At 47.9% G+C, this 17,345-nt stretch carries 17 protein-coding genes; 9 read left to right on the forward strand and 8 right to left on the reverse strand.

Features of this window, described 5'->3' with window-relative positions; genetic code table 11:
• The first annotated feature begins 374 nt into the window (after positions 1 to 374).
• From EKM92_RS08600 to EKM92_RS08615, 4 genes are read left to right on the forward strand one after another with little or no spacing between them, the layout of a single operon-like run.
• On the forward strand, positions 375 to 1,382 hold the full coding sequence (locus EKM92_RS08600; protein WP_164509948.1) for a LacI family DNA-binding transcriptional regulator: 1,008 nt from the start codon (positions 375 to 377) through the stop codon (positions 1,380 to 1,382).
• A 20-nt stretch (positions 1,383 to 1,402) separates the two neighbouring features.
• Positions 1,403 to 2,566: a galactokinase gene (locus EKM92_RS08605; protein ID WP_125709872.1), complete on the forward strand. Its 1,164-nt coding sequence runs from the start codon at positions 1,403 to 1,405 to the stop codon at positions 2,564 to 2,566.
• Between the two features lie 39 nt (positions 2,567 to 2,605).
• The gene (gene galE / locus EKM92_RS08610) at positions 2,606 to 3,598 is read left to right on the forward strand and encodes a UDP-glucose 4-epimerase GalE (RefSeq protein ID WP_125709874.1); all 993 of its coding nucleotides are present in this window, start codon (positions 2,606 to 2,608) and stop codon (positions 3,596 to 3,598) included.
• A 1-nt stretch (position 3,599) separates the two neighbouring features.
• Positions 3,600 to 5,063 carry a UDP-glucose--hexose-1-phosphate uridylyltransferase gene (locus tag EKM92_RS08615; protein ID WP_125709876.1) on the forward strand — a complete coding sequence of 488 codons (1,464 nt, stop codon included), beginning with the start codon at positions 3,600 to 3,602 and terminating at the stop codon, positions 5,061 to 5,063.
• Positions 5,064 to 5,120: 57 nt separating this feature from the next.
• Here EKM92_RS08615 and EKM92_RS08620 read toward each other — a convergent pair whose 3' ends face one another.
• Genes EKM92_RS08620 through EKM92_RS08645 form a run of 6 tightly spaced genes read right to left on the reverse strand, consistent with a single transcriptional unit; the run spans position 5,121 to position 9,776 of the window.
• Positions 5,121 to 5,384: a hypothetical protein gene (locus tag EKM92_RS08620; protein ID WP_125709878.1), complete on the reverse strand. Its 264-nt coding sequence runs from the start codon at positions 5,382 to 5,384 to the stop codon at positions 5,121 to 5,123.
• On the reverse strand, positions 5,381 to 6,235 hold the full coding sequence (locus EKM92_RS08625; RefSeq protein ID WP_125709880.1) for a hypothetical protein: 855 nt from the start codon (positions 6,233 to 6,235) through the stop codon (positions 5,381 to 5,383). The genes EKM92_RS08620 and EKM92_RS08625 overlap by 4 nt, the downstream gene beginning before the upstream one ends.
• Positions 6,236 to 6,246: 11 nt before the next feature.
• Positions 6,247 to 7,206 carry a hypothetical protein gene (locus tag EKM92_RS08630; RefSeq protein WP_125709882.1) on the reverse strand — a complete coding sequence of 320 codons (960 nt, stop codon included), beginning with the start codon at positions 7,204 to 7,206 and terminating at the stop codon, positions 6,247 to 6,249.
• Between the two features lie 12 nt (positions 7,207 to 7,218).
• Positions 7,219 to 8,016, reverse strand: a complete 798-nt coding sequence (locus tag EKM92_RS08635; RefSeq protein ID WP_125709884.1) for a hypothetical protein — start codon at positions 8,014 to 8,016, stop codon at positions 7,219 to 7,221.
• Complete coding sequence (locus EKM92_RS08640) at positions 8,006 to 8,932, reverse strand: hypothetical protein (protein ID WP_125709886.1); 927 nt, start codon at positions 8,930 to 8,932, stop codon at positions 8,006 to 8,008. Before EKM92_RS08640 ends, EKM92_RS08635 begins: the two co-directional genes overlap by 11 nt.
• Before the next feature lie 13 nt (positions 8,933 to 8,945).
• The gene (locus EKM92_RS08645) at positions 8,946 to 9,776 is read right to left on the reverse strand and encodes a hypothetical protein (RefSeq protein WP_125709888.1); all 831 of its coding nucleotides are present in this window, start codon (positions 9,774 to 9,776) and stop codon (positions 8,946 to 8,948) included.
• 412 nt (positions 9,777 to 10,188) lie between these two features.
• On the opposite strand from EKM92_RS08645, the gene EKM92_RS08650 reads away from it, so the two are divergent.
• The 5 genes from EKM92_RS08650 (at position 10,189) to EKM92_RS08670 (ending at position 14,766) form a co-directional block, all read left to right on the forward strand.
• Positions 10,189 to 10,668 carry a hypothetical protein gene (locus tag EKM92_RS08650; RefSeq protein WP_125709890.1) on the forward strand — a complete coding sequence of 160 codons (480 nt, stop codon included), beginning with the start codon at positions 10,189 to 10,191 and terminating at the stop codon, positions 10,666 to 10,668.
• 466 nt (positions 10,669 to 11,134) lie between these two features.
• A complete protein-coding gene (locus EKM92_RS08655) occupies positions 11,135 to 11,935 on the forward strand; it encodes a (Fe-S)-binding protein (protein ID WP_125709892.1) in 801 nt (266 codons plus the stop codon).
• A complete protein-coding gene (locus tag EKM92_RS08660; RefSeq protein WP_125709894.1) occupies positions 11,916 to 13,382 on the forward strand; it encodes a LutB/LldF family L-lactate oxidation iron-sulfur protein in 1,467 nt (488 codons plus the stop codon). Before EKM92_RS08655 ends, EKM92_RS08660 begins: the two co-directional genes overlap by 20 nt.
• Positions 13,375 to 14,073, forward strand: coding sequence for a LutC/YkgG family protein (locus EKM92_RS08665; protein ID WP_125709896.1), 699 nt, complete (start codon positions 13,375 to 13,377; stop codon positions 14,071 to 14,073). Before EKM92_RS08660 ends, EKM92_RS08665 begins: the two co-directional genes overlap by 8 nt.
• Positions 14,074 to 14,178: 105 nt before the next feature.
• On the forward strand, positions 14,179 to 14,766 hold the full coding sequence (locus EKM92_RS08670) for an NTP transferase domain-containing protein (protein WP_125709898.1): 588 nt from the start codon (positions 14,179 to 14,181) through the stop codon (positions 14,764 to 14,766).
• A 64-nt stretch (positions 14,767 to 14,830) separates the two neighbouring features.
• Here the strand turns inward: EKM92_RS08670 and EKM92_RS08675 are convergent, their stop codons facing one another.
• The gene (locus EKM92_RS08675) at positions 14,831 to 15,817 is read right to left on the reverse strand and encodes a LacI family DNA-binding transcriptional regulator (protein ID WP_125709900.1); all 987 of its coding nucleotides are present in this window, start codon (positions 15,815 to 15,817) and stop codon (positions 14,831 to 14,833) included.
• Between the two features lie 7 nt (positions 15,818 to 15,824).
• Positions 15,825 to 17,237, reverse strand: a complete 1,413-nt coding sequence (locus EKM92_RS08680) for a sucrose-6-phosphate hydrolase (protein ID WP_125709902.1) — start codon at positions 17,235 to 17,237, stop codon at positions 15,825 to 15,827.
• Positions 17,238 to 17,345: the final 108 nt, after the last annotated feature.

Raw genomic sequence — 17,345 nt, forward strand, 5'->3', positions numbered from 1 at the left:
CTGGGACCCTTCAGTACCGGTACTTTGGAACTGGAGATCTAGCAGCGCTCGACAGTTAAGCCCAGATGCTACGGGATAGTCTCCGAGAGTTTAGCGGGCACTTCCACCCGTCGCGAAGTGAAACGAGTGACCTGCGCTCAGCCACCCACTCCTCATAGGATCCGCCATTATCTTAACACCATCACCAACCCGTGGCAAGACATAAGTTTTATAAACGTTCTTCATAGAAATTGTCATCCAATGTTGATTGACAATTGCCCATCGACTGCCATTTAGAAAGTGATGAATGAAACGTTTTCTTGCGATAAAAACCATCTGGTAAACTTTTTACCAAAAATAGGTTAAACTTTAACTTTAGATGTGGTACACTGGTTTTGAGCTCAAGGAGGTGCGTTCTTATCGCTACGTTAAAAGATATTGCCAAACAAGCCGGCGTCGCAGTCGGCACCGTGTCTCGCGTGCTAAACGGAGATACCACATTATCAGTTGCTACTGATACGCGCGAGCGGATCTTTGCTGCTGCTGAAGCATTGAATTACACCAAGCATCAGCGCACGCAAACCCAATCCGGTGGCACTGTCGCCGTGATGCCTTGGTACACCGAAGCCGATGAAACTGGCGACTTGTACTATCGGGCGATCCGCTGGGGCGTTGAAAGTCAGTTGAGTCAAGCAGGCTTGGAACTGGTTCGCGTTTTCCCAGGTGATGAATTCCCTGAAATTAATGACTTGATCGGGATGATCGCGATCGGCAAGTACTCACCGGCACAATTGAAAGCGTTTAAAGCGAAGAAATTACCATTAGTGGTGATCGACCAAGACGTTTTAGCCGCTGATGTCGCTTGCGTGGTACCAGATTTTCAAGCTCCGATCACTGCGATCGCGCAATACTTCTTATCTGAAGGTCATACCAATATCGGCATGTTAGCTGGACAAGAAGAAACGACTGATCATGTGGCCCTTACCGACTTGCGGCCAGCGCTGTTCTCTAGCGCAGTCGTCGCTGCTGGCGGTCAAAAACCTCAGCTCATCACTGGTAAATTCACTACCGAATCTGGCTACCAAACTATGAGTCAAGCGCTGGATAACCTCCCAGAAGCACAGCGCCCGACGGCTTGGTTTGTCGCCTCAGATACGATGGCGATCGGTGCGATCAAAGCCTTACAAGAACACGGCATCAAAGTCCCTGAACAAGTGCGGGTGATCGGCTTTAACGATTTAGCCGTCGGACGTTTCTTGACGCCAGCTTTATCAACGGTCCATGTCGCCACTGCCGAACTTGGACAAGCGGCGGTACATTTGCTGACAGACTTGCGCAACGGGACTTACACCCAACCTTTGAAATTAACCATCGCTTCCACTTTACAATTACGCCAAAGCTAACTTAATCAGGAGAACAACTCATGGATAAAACCCAATTAACTCAAGGCTTCACCAAAGCCTTCAACACCGCACCAGAAAGCTTCTACTTTGCTCCAGGCCGCATCAATTTGATCGGCGAACATACTGATTACAACGGCGGGCACGTTTTCCCATGTGCGATTTCGTTAGGCACATACGCCGCAGTCGCCGCCAACGATCAAAAGGCCTTGCGGTTGATCTCTGGTAACTTTGAACAAAACGGCATCATCACTATCGCCTTAGATCAACTCAACTCAGCAAAAGACAACCAATGGAGCGATTACTTCAAAGGCATGGCGCAAGTCCTTGAGGCTAACGGCGCGAAGTTCACCCACGGCTTAGATGTTTATATCTACGGGAACTTACCAAACGGTGCCGGCTTATCATCTTCTGCTTCTTTGGAATTATTAGCTGGGACCATCCTCAACACCACCTTCAACGCCGGCTTTGAAATGCTCGACTTGATCAAATTCGGGCAAAAAGTCGAAAACAACTACATCGGCGTTAACTCTGGGATCATGGATCAATTCGCCATCGGCATGGGCCAAGCAAATCGCGCAACATTCATGGACACCAACACTTTAGCATATGAATCCGTACCTGTAGAACTTGGCGACAACGTGATTTTGATCATGAACACCAACAAACGCCGCGAACTTGCTGATTCCAAATACAACGAACGCCGCGCTGAATGCGAAGAAGCCCTCGCTCGTTTGCAAACGAAACTCGACATCAATTCTTTAGGTGACTTAGATGCTGAAACGTTCGACCAATACAGCTATTTGATCTACGATGCGACGTTGATCCGTCGCGCTCGCCATGCCGTTTTGGAAAATCAACGGACCTTGCAAGCTGTCACCGCCTTAAAAGCTGGCGAACTCGACGCCTTCTCCCGTTTAGTTTCTGCTTCTGGCGTGTCCTTAGCTTATGACTATGAGGTGACTGGCAAAGAACTCGACACCTTAGTCCAAACCGCCTTGAAACAACCTGGTGTCTTAGGCGCACGAATGACTGGTGCCGGATTTGGTGGTTGTGCCATTGCGATCGTCAACAAAGACGCTGTCGACGCCGTTAAATCAGCGGTTGGCGCTGAATATGAAAAGACGATCGGCTATGCCGCAGACTTTTATGTCGCCGAAATTGCCGACGGTCCCAAAGCTTTATAAGACGTTGTTTCACGTGAAACTCGAAAGGAAGAAAATCTGATGACTATTGCTGTTTTAGGTGGCGCCGGCTATATCGGCTCTCATACTGTTGCCCAACTCGTTAAAGCAGGCCAAGATGTGGTCGTGCTCGATAATTTGATCACTGGCCACAAACGCGCCGTTGATCCCAAAGCCCGCTTTTATCAAGGCGACATTCGCGATTACCATTTCTTGAGCCAAGTGTTCTCCAAAGAAAAAATCGACGGTGTCATTCACTTCGCCGCCTTCTCCATTGTCCCAGAATCAATGAAAGATCCATTGAAGTACTTTGATAACAACACTTCTGGCATGATCACCTTGTTGGAAGCAATGAACGAATTCGGCATTAAAAAGATCGTCTTTTCCTCCACTGCCGCAACTTACGGCGAACCAAAACAAGTGCCAATTCACGAAGATGATCCCCAAGTGCCAACCAACCCTTACGGTGAATCTAAGTTAGCAATGGAAAAAATCATCAAGTGGGCTGACGTCGCATACGGTATCAAATTCGTTGCCTTGCGTTACTTCAACGTCGCTGGTGCCATGCCAGACGGTTCCATTGGTGAAGATCACCATCCCGAAACGCATTTGATCCCGATCATTTTACAAGCAGCCGCTGGTACACGCGACGGTTTGCAAATCTTCGGCGATGACTATCCCACTAAAGACGGCACCAATGTCCGCGACTATGTTCATGTCGTCGACCTCGCCAATGCGCATATCCTCGCGATGAAGTATTTGTCGGAAGGCCATGAATCAAACGCCTTTAACTTAGGCTCTGCGACTGGTTTCTCTAACTTAGAAATCCTCAACGCTGCTCGCAAAGTCACTGGCCAACCGATCCCTGCTAAGATCGGCCCTCGCCGCCCAGGCGATCCATCAACATTGATCGCTGCATCTGACAAAGCCCGTACTATTTTAGGCTGGAAGCCGAAATTCGATGATGTTGAACAAGTGATCGCTACTGCTTGGAACTGGCATCAAACTCACCCAGAAGGTTTTGGAGATAAGTAATATGAATGCTATCGAAGCTCACGTCAACTACTGCTTACAACTTAATCCCACTCTCACCCCAATGGATCGCCTTTACTTGATCAACCGCGTGCGCAACTTAGTCGGTGATGCCACCGACACTGTCCACGCACAAGCTGATCCCTTAGCTAACTTAGACGCCTTAGTTGCTGGTGCCGTTAAAAATGGTGCCATCGACGACTTAGGTCCCGCCAAGCAGATCTTAGAAGCTGAATTAATGGCCCTTGGTACCCCAACGCCTGCTCAAGCTAACGCGAAATTCTGGTCTGAATACCAAACTTCACCAAAAGCAGCGACAGATTGGTTTTTCCAATTATCTCGCGCTAACAACTACATTCAAACGCGTGCCATCGCCAAAAACATCGCCTACACCACGCCGACTGAATATGGTGACTTAGAGATCACGATCAACTTATCTAAGCCTGAAAAAGATCCCAAAGCCATCGCCGCAGCCGCCCATGCCGCCAAGTCTGGTTACCCTGCTTGTCAGTTATGCATGGAAAACGAAGGCTACGCCGGACGTTTAGACTACCCTGCTCGCGCCAATCATCGCATTATTCGCTTTGGCTTAGCTGGTAAAACTTGGGGCTTTCAATATTCGCCTTATGCTTACTTCAATGAACATGCCATTTTCCTCGATGCGGTCCATGAACCGATGCATATCAACGGTCAAACCTTCACTAACTTGTTGGACTTGACCACGATGTTGCCGCATTACTTCGTCGGCTCAAACGCAGATCTGCCGATCGTCGGTGGCTCAATGCTCGCTCATGAACATTATCAAGGCGGCCGCCACACCTTTGCGATGGCCAAAGCACAGATTCAAAAAGCGATCACGATCCCAGGGTTCGAAAAGGTTGAGGCTGGCATCGTGCACTGGCCAATGAGTGTGATCCGCTTAACTGCCAGTGATCGCACTGAATTATCCCGCGCTGCGGAACATATCCGTGCCACTTGGGCAGCTTACTCAGATGCTTCAGTGTCGATCAAAGCGTACGCCGCAGACGGCACACCGCATCACACCATCACGCCGATCGCCCGCCGCGTTGGCGATGCCTATCAACTCGACTTGGTGTTGCGCGACAATCAAACCTCTGAACAATATCCTGATGGTATTTTCCATCCCCATCAAGATGTCCAACACATCAAAAAAGAAAATATCGGCTTGATCGAAGTCATGGGCTTGGCGATCCTCCCAGCGCGGTTATTGACAGAACTTGCTGAAGTGCAAAAGTACCTGCTTGATCAGCCTAACCACATCGCTGAGATGCACAAACCTTGGGCTGATGAACTGAAGGCGACACAAACTTGGTCTGCAGACACGGCACAAGCGCAACTGCAACAAGCAGTGGGGAAAGTCTTCGCTCGCGTCCTTGAAGACGCCGGCGTATTTAAACAAACTGACGCAGGGCTTGCTGCCTTTGACCGCTTCATCGCTGCGCTATAAATTAAACAGCCATCCTAATCGACAAAACGTCGACTTGGATGGCTGTTTTAATGAAAACTATTCCGTGATCTGGGTGCCAAAACGGTCATACGCGGTTGCGTGCCACCCATCACAAGAGACCTTTGCTTGCACCTGATACCAGTTGTGATCATCCCATGAAAGATACCATTGATGATTGGGGCGCTGAACTAAAGTCCCCACTTGATGCGACTGCTGAGCAACCACAGCAAATCGTCGTACTGGCGTCGCAGTCGATTGATTTGAACAACCACCTGATCCGATCAAGAGACTCAACAGCAGCACCCCAAGTCGCCAATTCACGCTTGTTCCTCGGCTTGCCAATAAGTAACTTCATGGGCATTGGCATTGCAATACCAACCGCGTTGATGCATGACACGCGCTAAGCCACACCAGCCTGCCAACTTATCCAGATCTCCAACCAGCATCCAGCTTGACGCTTGGCGAGCTGGCACGATCCGCATGTCACTGCCGTTGATCACCAGGCGAACATATTGCGGCCAAGCGCCACCACGAGCGCTTTCGTTGAGTTGCAGATGCTCCTTTTCAAACGCTTCTGTAAAACCAGGCGTCAACGCTTGTGTGATCACCTGATCGCTGAGGCGGCCGACCCGTTTGTTGTTGCCTCTCAATCCCATCCCCATTGGCCGTCCAGAGACGCTGCTGATCAAATCATCTGCCCACAACTGCGCCAGTTGCACCGGATGCAAATAGCGACTGAAGTCCTGTTTCGATTCACGATCGGCTTCGGCACGATCGATGCGGTCAAGGTCGCGTGCCACTTGAGCTTCATCGAGTTGATCGACTCGGATCAACTCAAATTCCGAATCATCGACATAACCGTGAGGGTCAAGAAACGTCACGTCTGAATGAAAATGAAAATCGTCCAACCGGTTTTGCAACATTTTCTGTCGAAGTGGTGCTAATAACATCTTTGAATTCAAATGATATTGCACGTAGTCGTTGGTGAACTCACCAACTCTGACGCTTGAATCACTATCATCAGGATCACGCAACCAAATCGATGCCTCGGATGAATAGGATTCACCACGCAGATCTTGATACGCTGGTCGATACAGGACAAATAACCGGCTAGATGCTTGCTTGATGGTTTGATCTAATGCAATTGCTTCGCTTAAAGTCGTGATTTTCATGTGAACTCCTCCTAATCGAAAATATCTTCTTCGTCATCATCGAAGAAATCGTCTTCGTCTTCGTCATAATCGATCCCAGTGACGTAGAACCCCCCATCACGATCATCTGTCACCTCACGACCATGATCGTCAAGATAATCAAGTAGGCCAAAATGTTGATAAACGTCGGCGGCATCATGCATCTGTAAAACAAAATGATCATCGCGATGTTTGATCAACACCGCCATATACCCTTCTTCGTCATCATCTGATTCATAAAAGCGGATCACCGGGTCTCCCAGGCGAAAATCAAACTCGGTATCTGCATCAGTTAATCGAACATAGTGTGCATTAAATAACTTCTCCCAATTATCACTTAACGCATCGGCAATTTCAGAATCTTTGCGAATTTGAAACGTCATCAAAGCTGGCACGTGATCATCAATCCGCATGGTATTTTTCATCAACGCACGTTTGAACGCTTGAACATCGATGAAATCCTCAAACTTCGCCGAGGCTTCACGTTGTTTTAGCGCGGTTTGTTCAGCCTCAATGCGACTTTCTAAATCTTGACGGCTCACTTGATCTAACCAGATCACGTCGCCTTCGGTGGTCGGCTCAGCAAAAAAGTCTTCAGTTTCAAAGGTATCTTTTAACACTGATGCAACCAATTGCGGCAATTCATCGCGTTTTGTCTGCGACGGTCCAAAACTTGGATGTGTCATCGGACCACCAAATGGTCCTGAAGCAAATGGATTGATCATACTAGGACGTTTGCCACTGAATCCAAGTGGTGGCATCCCCACACCGCCACGCTCATCACTAGACCACAACACTTGATGGCGATCATTTTTTGCTACCACGATCAACGCAGGGTCTTTTTTAACGCCGATCGCATTGACATAGGCGGGATAAAATCCCACTGTTAAAGAGCCATCGCTACCAGCAACTTTTTCATAAACCATCATTGCTTGAGATAAAGTCAACGTCATGTTTTTTTCCTCCTAATTTAAGACAAAACCGCCATCAGCTTGCTTAACAAATTGCCACCCTGCTGCCACAAAAGTTGTGATCAACCCTAACGCTTGCATTAACGCGGCAGTTTGACTGATCAAAAAGCGATACCCACCGGGATATTGGTAGATCACGATCCCATCGCCTTTAACAAATGGCGCAAACGCAGGGATCACCTCACCGGAAAGTGACATATCGCGAGTGGCGACAACTGCTTGGTCAGCAAAGTGCTGTTCAAAATCTGACTTGGTGAGTGCAATTGCTGGGGCTTGATCAAGGGAGCGGCCAGCTTGCCAGTCCATCGACAAGCTCCCACCCACAACGATCATGGGATCAATTTCACGACTGCGGTCGCCAACCATCACATAATTGAAATACCAACGCATCGTTCCTGAGTCGAGTAACTGCCAAATATTTTGACCAGAAAGTTTTGTCGCCGATAGTTGTTGACTCAACGTCCATCGTTGCTGGTGCGCCTTTAAATCAACCTCATCCGCCCAAATTTCCGTCGTTGGCTCAAAGGCTGCATCGATCAAAAAGCCGTCTGGCGCTTGATATTGTTCGACGCATGTTTCCACCACCGTCGCAAGCCACGGCATCGTGTCATCGACCCAATCACTATGTGGTGCACCGCGACGATGCATCAAACAGCGACCGCCTAACCAAACTTCAAAGCCTGCCGGAAAGTCTTGTGTCGCTGGCAAATATCGCACGCGCATCTCTGGTGACATCCGCGTCATCGTGCTTTGAATCGTCATTGCTAAATCAAGGGTCAATTCATCGATCATCTTTTGCCACCACCTTAAAGCCGCCATCATCAGTTAACGTGAATGTTTGGTCTGCTTGAGCAAAGCGTTCTGGCAACTTTAACCACTGTGCCAAAGCACCGCTGCCAACGACGATCAACTTGTACCAACGCTCCTCTTCATCGTCGAAAAATGAACCTTGAGGCGATGCCACCAAATATAGACGCGCACCAGCTACTGTCGTTTGTAAAAAACGTTCACCACCACCAAGTTTGATGTTGTTTCCCAGTTGTTGACCCACTACCTTGGCCACCGCATATTGGTCGAAGAGGTGATCCAAATCAGGTTGTTTCAACACCCCTAACGCCACGCTGTCGGTGTAGTTGTTCGTCAAATACATCACCTCTGGAAAGATTCGTGGATGTGGAGGCAGTTGCTCCACGATCCCACGGTAATCGGCATGACGCATGACTGTGTCGTATAAGTTATCTGCCAATGCCGCTTGATCGATCAATGAGACAAAGTCTTGATGTGCGACTTTTGATTTGGCAACATCTTGCAGTTGCCGGTCGATTAAATTCACTTCATCATGGCTCATCTTCTCAACCATAAGCGGTTGGTATTCAGCTTCTGGCACTGGGTTTAACACTGGGACATAAGCTTTTGGATCAAGGCGCGGCCAAAGCTTTGTCATCACGTCACTCGCCATTTTTCGCCGTTTCTCGCTGAGTAGCAGTTCACCATTTTGATTGGAATGATTGAAGACTAATACTGACCCCGCAGATAACACAGCTGAAACTTCGGGGTCTTCAGGATCGCGACAACCCACTTCAAAATTTGCAGGATAGATTTTACCTCGTAGATCTTGATACGGCGGCAAATAAGTGACAAATAGTCGTGGCGACACTGTCTTAAGGGCATCATCGAAAGTTTTCGCCATTTTAAGTGTGATAATCATATGCTCCTCCTTGTTAATCATCCAGCCGCACGGCGCCATCAGGAAATGTCGTGTAATCTTGTTCAATGGCCAATGCCTTAAACAAGTCCGCAGCGGTGCTGATCTGCATCACTAACGCTTGACGCGCAAGGCTCCAAGTTAAAATCGCCGTGAGCCCGTCATCATTGGTCAATTCCAGAAATTGCGTGTTTGCTGGCACTTGAATCCCTGCGAAGCTTTGCGCTTTAATCGAAGTCACCATTTGTTGGTGCAAAGCTTGGCGCTTATCTCGGAAAATCGGATTATGGTGATGTGGCCAAAACGTGAATTCTAAAATCGGTGGTAAGGTTTGGTCGTCACTTTCTAAATCGTCGTATAACAACCCGTGGATCTTGGGTTTAGTGAGGACGGCTTCAAGGGCGACAGCCTGTGACTGCTTGCGGAGTTGGGCTTGTTCTGTGTTGATTTGATCTTGCAAGTCGCATTCATCAGCTTGAGTAACGTTGATGGGTTCGGCACTAGGTTGCGGCGGCATCAGCAGTGATTCTTGTGGCTCTATTTTGAATGCTTCGTGAATGGCTTGTTGCAGTGGCGCTTGTAACGGCTTAGGTAAGCGATAATCTTTCAACCAAGGATTGCGCATCACACCACTGGGAACTGTGGCGTTGGTGATTCGCCAAATCAATTGACGTTTAGATTTGTTGTCTGGTTGAAAGTAAATGCTGATTTCAGCTTTGAATTGCTCGCGCCGACGATTGAGGTACGCTGGTGAGAAAATCGTTGTGAGGCGTGAATCAATGGCTTGCAACGATTTGTTCAATTGGATCGCGACGCTCATTGTCGGTGAATCTTGAATTGGTGTCATGGCTGACCTCCTGTGTGATTGATTTGAACAAGAGTAGTATTTTGCCGATCACACTTTCCGTCAACGGGGGTCTAAGTAAAAATTTTTCTGTTTTAGTCGCGTTAAGCATCTAGGGTATACGAAGTGGGGTTTAGGTCGTACGGCGATATGAACCGTGTATTTCTGTTTAACTTGTCGCGTATAAAATTGTGTTGCCGATCACAGTTTTCGTCAATGGGATCTAGGGTGGAGATTTTGTGTTTTAACATCACAAATGATTTGGTCATCACGCGTCGGCAGGAATGCATCGACAGGTGACCACGTCTTTTTGCCTAACTTAGCTTAAGTACCGTCAAAACTACTTTTGACAAAAACCTAGATCTCCATATACTCAAACCCTGTCGCCTACCACCCGCCAAAAAAGGAGATCGCTATGTCCGAAGCTTACGACTTATTTGCAGAAGCCTATGATTTAGTAGAATCTGCCACCTTATACCCTGCAGCGTTGCTGTCACACGGTGGCGCACATCTAGATGAATACGCCTTGCAAGGCATGGTCACCTCAGACATGACCTTACATCAGGCGTTATCGGTTTTGATCAAAGCACTTTACGATCAACTCGATACCCCGCCGTCTCGTTATGCCGCGATCCCCAAAGAAGTCGAACTGGCGATGAGCCGCGCCAGTCAAAAGACCCATCAAGTCGTTTTAAAAACCAAAGCTGATCAAGCCGACTTCATCAAGCGAGGGTGGGGAAACTACCAAATCGTCTTAAGCAAGCAAGACTTACAAAACCTGCTTGAAGACCATTGGTTAGGCAACTTCGATGATGAATATACGCACATGATCCGATTAGATCCAGATATTAGTCGTGCTTTGAGAGATAAACTACTCAGCGATTTGTTGATCTGACGCCAAAAGTGGCTGAGACATAAAGCGAACTTAGCATAGAGTAGAAGGCGCCTGACGAGTAAATCCCGAACTTAGGATTTGCTTGGCAGGCGCCTTCTACGCAAATGCGTTGCTTTATGGCTCGTACGATCTTGTCATTGTCGTGATTATTTTGTTGCCTTTAATGATGTCTTGGCCACTTTTTCAGGTCAATTCACGATTCTTAGTTGACAAAATCCAATCGTCTGCCATTTAGCAAGTGAACCATTTGCTAAATGAGAAATGACTATATCAGAATATAATCACCTATATTGTTGCGATTAACGCACTATATAATGCATCGTGAACGATATTTAATAACCGTTTTTTCTAATAATATTTTCTAACTTTCCCTCCCTCACCGCTACCATCACCCAACTTTCGTAAACCTCGCCACCAACCGCCTTCTCTCATCTATACTGTAAGCGCATCCAAAGGAGGGACGAGCATGAAAGTCGCCATTTTTTCGACTTGTATTATGGACCTGTTATTCCCAAACGTGGGCATCGCCATGGTTGAAGTGTTAGAACGCTTCGGCTGTGAAACCGCGATGCCAGTCAAACAGATCTGTTGCGGACAACCTACATATAATTCAGGCTATATCAACGACACACAAAAGGTGATGCATAACGAAATCGACGCGTTATTATCTGTTGACGCAGACTACATCGTCGGTCCTGCTGGTTCATGTGTCGCGATGCTTAAAGAATATCCGCACCACTTGGCCAACGATCCGCAATACGCTGATAAAGCGCAAATGCTGGCGGATAAAACATATGAATTCTCCCAGTTTGTCTACCGGGTGTTACACGTGGAAAATGCCGGCGCTGAGCTCAACGCCACTGCCACTTATCACCGCTCTTGTCATATGACGCGGCTGCTTGGCGAACGTACATCCCCATTTGAACTGCTCAAACATGTTCAAGGTTTGACCATGATCCCACTGCCCCACCTCGAAAACTGTTGCGGCTTTGGCGGGATGTTCTCTGTCAAAGAACCGGAAATCTCACGGCAAATGGTCGATGAGAAAGTCGACTCAGTATTATCAACTGAAGCTGAAGTGCTGATCTCATGTGATCAAGCTTGCTTAATGAACATTGCTGGCCGCTTCAACCGCCGCGGCGAAACCATCAAGATCATGCACTTAGCTGAAGTCCTCAACTCAAATGTCGATCCGAGTCGCATCACTTATAATACCGACGCCACATTAGTTGCAGGAGGTGGCACTTATGCCGATCAAAACATCTGATCAATCTTTTACCACCCGCTTGAAAGAATCAGAAGCAGACAAATTCATGCAACGGGCCGTCGCCAAAGCCCAAGATGCTCAATGGGATAAGCGCACCAGCTCACGCGAAGACCTCGGCAATTGGCCGCAGTGGCGCGAGCTTGGCGAGCAGATTCGCCAACACGTGATCCGCTATTTGCCAGATTACTTAGAACGTTTCAGCAACAACGTCGAAGCTCGCGGCGGGCATGTATTTTTTGCCAGCACTGATGAAGAAGCATCAAGTTACATTCAACAAATCGCCGTTGATCTCGACGCCCACCACATCGTCAAAAGCAAATCAATGGTCACCACTGAAATCGACCTCGACAAAAAGTTGCTTGAACTGCCTGATCGCACACTACTGGAATCCGACCTCGCCGAATTTATTTTGCAAGAAGACGATTTTGACGAGCCAACACATATCGTCTTCCCGACCTTGCACAAAAATCGCGACCAGATCCAAACCATTTTTCAAAAAATCGGCTACACCGGCTCCAACGACCCCCAAGAAATGGCGCGTTTTGCCAGAAAATATTTACGCGCCTCTTTCTTAGAAGCGGATATGGGGATCACTGGCTGCAACTTCGCAGTCGCTGAAAACGGCTTGATCAACTTGGTCACCAACGAAGGTAATGCCGATTTGGTGATGGCCATTCCCAAAACGCAAGTCGTGGTGATGGGGATGGAACGCCTCGTGCCGACCATGCAAGAAGCCGCCGTCTTAGACACCATGCTCGCGCGTTCAGCTGTTGGCCAACGAATGACCAGTTATGCGACTTTTTGTGGACCAGCCATGCCTGATGAAATCGACGGGCCAGAAAACTTCTATGTGGTGATCCTCGACAACGGCCGTAGCAACGCGTTAGGCGGCCAATTCGAACAAGTCTTGCAATGTATCCGCTGCGGTGCTTGCTTGAACGTATGCCCGGTATATCGCCATATTGGAGGACATGGGTATGGGTCGATTTATCCAGGTCCTATCGGCGCGGTGTTGTCGCCAGTATTGCGTGGTTATGAATTATTCGGTGATTTGCCTTTTGCTTCCAGTCTTTGCGGCGCCTGCAGTGAAACTTGCCCAGTCAAAATTCCATTGCATGAATTGTTAATCAAACATCGTGCGGTGATGAATGACCGCTTGAAACTCGACCACAGCTTCAATAACACCGTGATGCATGGCATCGGCATGGCCACTGGAACGCCACCGATGTTTCGAATGGCATTAGACGTCGATCACGCGATGTCTGGTGCGATGGTTAAACACGACGCGCCAACCGTTGAGAACTTCAGCAATCATAACGGCTACTTCATTCACGCACCAGGTATGGCCAAAGGTTGGACCGACAGTCGCGACTTGCCGCGACCACCAAAACACAAAGAAAATTTCCGCAGTTGGTTCAAACACCATCAGGAGGCGTCACATGACTGAACGCGAAGTGTTTTTAAATCATTTGGCAGAAGCTTCAGGAAGGCCGCGCCATCAGTTAGTCGACCATCCCTTCATCCCGATCAATAGCCTGCCGCAAACCACGCTTAGCGATTTATCTGCTGACGAATTACTCAATTTAGCCCAAACCAGAAGCGAAGCTTTGCAGGTCGAATTTCACCTCACCTCACAAAAAAAGCTCCCACAAGTGTTGAATGTTTGGCTAAAAGCGCAACAGGCACAAAACATTTTACTGCCAACAGACCCTAGACTTAGCGAATACGGCTTAGATCAGTGGCTCGCCCACCTCACCCCGACGCCGAGGTTTTGGCAACCAAACGCTGGTCGCGCGACGAATCTTGATGCTGCCAGCCACGCCGACGCCGCGATTTCAGTGGGTGATTATCTATTAGCTGAATCTGGCACCTTGACAGTGGCAACGACTCGCGGACAAGGGCGGGCGTTTCATTTTCTGCCGACACACTATTTATCGATCATCCCCCGCAGTCATGTGGTACCGCGGAGTTATCAAGCAATGAAAGCTTATCGCCACGCGTTACAAAACGGGACGCTACAAACCTCAAACATCAATTTCATCTCTGGCCCATCGAATTCTGGCGACATTGAAATGGTGTTGATCGTTGGCGTTCACGGCCCGCTGACGGTAAGTTATGTCGTGATCGATGACGCTTAGGCAACTTTTGAATAAACCGGTTTCCTCTCGCTTGTTTTCGCGGTATGATAGAGAAAACGCCTACATTAAATTGCGGTGAGCGAGAAAGGATGGCCGTTTGCGTCAATGGATGGATTAGTATTAGCCGGTGGGACCTCCCGCCGCTTCGGGAAAGACAAGGCATTAGCGCATTTTGACTCAGCGGCTATCAGCAATGTCGCCCATGCCGTTTTATTATTAAAAGCATTATGTCAGCAAGTCTATGTCGCCTGTAACACCTCCAACCGCGCAGCGATCCAACAAGCAGTCGCCAGCCTCGGTGCCACCGTGATCATCGACCGCGATCCAGTCGTTAACCGCGGGCCGATCAGTGGGTTGTGGAGTTACTTCGCCACTTTACCACGAGCCCATGTCGATGTGTTGGTGGTCGCTTGTGACTATCAAGGGCTGGATTTACAAACTCTTGCTCCGCTAGTCGCGCAATTCGGTTATCTCAGCACCCCGCAAGGCCCACGCACCACATGTTGTCGCCTAGATTGTGCTTTCACAACGCTGGAAGCGCAGATCTTGCGACAAGATTGGTCTTGGGAGCATCTCTTATCACTCGCCGGGTGTCCGCCGCTGTGCGTCTCCACTTCGATTCAAGACATCGACGTTTATCAACATGGCACTTTAAATGCGCGACCTGATCCTAGTCAACCGCGTGAAGCGTAACCCAATAGCGCCGAGTCCCCTCTAAAAACGAGGTGACTCGGCGCCATTATTTTTGAAATCAGCTTTAGCCCAGCAAGGTGCGACCAGCTTTTAACTCAACTGGCAACTCATATTGCGTTTCTACAGTAGCTTTGGGATCGTTAATTTGTTTCAACAATAAATCCACCATTAACGCACATAACGCTGAGATCGGCTGCATCACTGTTGCCAGATCTGGAAAATAGTTTCTGATCAACTGGCTTCCATCATAACCTACCACTCGCAATTGTTCTGGTACTGAAATGCCTAATTGACGTGCCACTTCTAACACCATCATCGCTGTCAGATCATCTGATGCAAAGATACCGTCAGGATGTTCATGCGCCAAAACCTCGCGAATCTTCGCCCACTTTAATTCAGTTTGCATGCTAAAAGGCAGCTCCAGAACATGTTCAGGTAATCGATTCGCTTTCATCACAGTTTGATAACCAAAAAGACGTTTATTGGTTGGACTCAACGGCCGATTCGCGCCTGCTAATAGCCAAACATGCTTAGCGCCGGTACGAATCAACGCTTGTGTTGCCATTTGCCCACCGTTGAAATTATCTGAGCTAACAATCGGAATATTAGCGGCAATATGGCGATCAAACGACACAATCGGCGCTTCGATTTGTTCATATTCTTTGATTGTCATGTTGTGCGTCCCGGTAATAATGCCATCAACTTGGTTTGCCAACAGCATTCGGACATACTCTCGCTCTTTTTCAGCATTATTAACTGAATTACATAAAATGACCCGATAGTCTTTTTCAAATAAGAGATCCTCTAAAGTTTGAACCATTTCGCCGAAAAATGGATTCGCCACCCCAGGAAAGATCAAGCCGATTAATTTGGTTTGTTTGCCTTGCAACGACCGCGCACTCATATTAGGGGCATAGTTGAGCTCACGCATTGCGGCAAAGACTTTTTGTTTGGTTTTTTCTGATAAAGAACCATAGTTGTTGATCACCCGTGAAACTGTGGTGATCGATACACCTGCAAGCGCTGCGACGTCAGCTAATTTTGCCATCATACACTCCTTAAAAAATCGTCGCCATCGCCCGACTCGTCACTTGGACTTGATTTTGAGTTGGGCGTGACAAATACCAATCGCCAGAAGGAAAAATTCGTCCTGATAATACCACAGTACCTTCATCAAGATACAATTCAAAACAGGAAGCATCTAAATACAAATCTGCTTGATGTGCCTCAGGCAACAAAGTGGCGTGCCGTGTCGCCGTCACACCACTTGTCTCAATCCGCTTAATAGTGAGCGCTTGAGGGCTTAAGTGTAACTCAAGACCTTCTTGCGAATTTCCTAGATACAAGGTCTCCTCAACGTCTGCCGGCCATTCGAAATGGAGGACACTCGCAACATCAATTTTATCATGAGTTTCTGAGTTGACGGCGCCAACCAGCGCATCAACAACTGGTGTTTGACGTAAATGTCCCGCTTGCAGATGCAACTCACGCACCAAACTCAAACACCCTTGCCAGTCTTCGCCATCGCTTGGATAAGTTGTATCTGGCAAACCTAGCCAACTGATCAAACGTGCGCCTTGCGTACCAGCATTTGCCACTTGCGCCGCATAACCGTCAAAGCCAAAATCTAAATTGTGTAATTTTCCGGGCCGAATCAACTTATGGTGGTCCCAATCGACTGCATCCGCAAGCAAATACACATTAGGATGGATGTTGCCGTATTCAAGTAGACTTTGTTCTAACCCTTGGGGGCAAAAAATCAACGCCACTTTGCCATCCACAAAAGCCAAGTTCGGACATTCGATCATATAACCTAAACTTTCATAGCCAAAATCTAGTGGTCCTTCAAACTGCCAAGGCCCTTCCGGTTGTTTTGCAGAATAAATCAAAATCGTCCCACGTAGATCCTGGCGTTGCGCACCTAAAATTGCATAGTAACGACCATTTTGATGCAAAATTTGGGGATCTCGGAAATGTTGGGTGTACCCTGTTGGCGGGGCAGAAATTAAAGGGGTCGCCAACTCGTCAATGGTGCCGTCAGCATCAACCCAAGCACCTAATTGCGTGCTGATGCGATCCCCAGATTCAGTGAAAACATTACCTGTATACATCAAAAAGCACCGCTCACCAACTGCAATCGCAGACCCAGAATAAACCCCTTGAGTTGAATATGGCGCGTGCGGCTGCAAGCCTACGCCATCATCTTGCCAATGTTGAAGATCATCACTACTGATCTCATGCCAACTTTTGAGTCCATGGACGGCACCATAGGGGAAATTTTGATAAGCCAAATGCCAGCGATTGTTTGCATAAACAAACCCATTCGGATCGTTCATCAAGCCACTTTTAGGTTGCAAATGATAGTGTAAATGCCACAGTGAATTTGCTTGCTGGGCTTGTAAAGTCGCAAGCGTTTGTGACGAATAAGTTTCATAGCGAGCATTGCGTTGCATATCAGTCCACTTTTTCATGGCTTACAGCCTCCTATAAGGCGATCGTTTAACACCTGTATTCTAGCATTTTTAAGGTGAATTTCATAGCAAAATGCTAAACGTTTGACATATTTTCCGCAAGCGCTT

This window comes from Lacticaseibacillus porcinae (genome assembly GCF_003946305.1).
GTDB classification, from domain to species: domain Bacteria; phylum Bacillota; class Bacilli; order Lactobacillales; family Lactobacillaceae; genus Lacticaseibacillus; species Lacticaseibacillus porcinae.

What these genes read in the sequence shown, in the direction of transcription:
- EKM92_RS08605 (WP_125709872.1), top strand. Translation starts at nt 1,403, where the DNA reads ATGGATAAAACCCAATTAACTCAAGGCTTCACCAAAGCCTTCAACACC.
- galE (WP_125709874.1), top strand. Translation starts at nt 2,606, where the DNA reads ATGACTATTGCTGTTTTAGGTGGCGCCGGCTATATCGGCTCTCATACT.
- EKM92_RS08615 (WP_125709876.1), top strand. Translation starts at nt 3,600, where the DNA reads ATGAATGCTATCGAAGCTCACGTCAACTACTGCTTACAACTTAATCCC.
- EKM92_RS08625 (WP_125709880.1), bottom strand. Translation starts at nt 6,235, where the DNA reads ATGAAAATCACGACTTTAAGCGAAGCAATTGCATTAGATCAAACCATC.
- EKM92_RS08630 (WP_125709882.1), bottom strand. Translation starts at nt 7,206, where the DNA reads ATGACGTTGACTTTATCTCAAGCAATGATGGTTTATGAAAAAGTTGCT.
- EKM92_RS08635 (WP_125709884.1), bottom strand. Translation starts at nt 8,016, where the DNA reads ATGATCGATGAATTGACCCTTGATTTAGCAATGACGATTCAAAGCACG.
- EKM92_RS08640 (WP_125709886.1), bottom strand. Translation starts at nt 8,932, where the DNA reads ATGATTATCACACTTAAAATGGCGAAAACTTTCGATGATGCCCTTAAG.
- EKM92_RS08645 (WP_125709888.1), bottom strand. Translation starts at nt 9,776, where the DNA reads ATGACACCAATTCAAGATTCACCGACAATGAGCGTCGCGATCCAATTG.
- EKM92_RS08650 (WP_125709890.1), top strand. Translation starts at nt 10,189, where the DNA reads ATGTCCGAAGCTTACGACTTATTTGCAGAAGCCTATGATTTAGTAGAA.
- EKM92_RS08655 (WP_125709892.1), top strand. Translation starts at nt 11,135, where the DNA reads ATGAAAGTCGCCATTTTTTCGACTTGTATTATGGACCTGTTATTCCCA.
- EKM92_RS08660 (WP_125709894.1), top strand. Translation starts at nt 11,916, where the DNA reads ATGCCGATCAAAACATCTGATCAATCTTTTACCACCCGCTTGAAAGAA.
- EKM92_RS08665 (WP_125709896.1), top strand. Translation starts at nt 13,375, where the DNA reads ATGACTGAACGCGAAGTGTTTTTAAATCATTTGGCAGAAGCTTCAGGA.
- EKM92_RS08670 (WP_125709898.1), top strand. Translation starts at nt 14,179, where the DNA reads ATGGATGGATTAGTATTAGCCGGTGGGACCTCCCGCCGCTTCGGGAAA.
- EKM92_RS08675 (WP_125709900.1), bottom strand. Translation starts at nt 15,817, where the DNA reads ATGATGGCAAAATTAGCTGACGTCGCAGCGCTTGCAGGTGTATCGATC.
- EKM92_RS08680 (WP_125709902.1), bottom strand. Translation starts at nt 17,237, where the DNA reads ATGAAAAAGTGGACTGATATGCAACGCAATGCTCGCTATGAAACTTAT.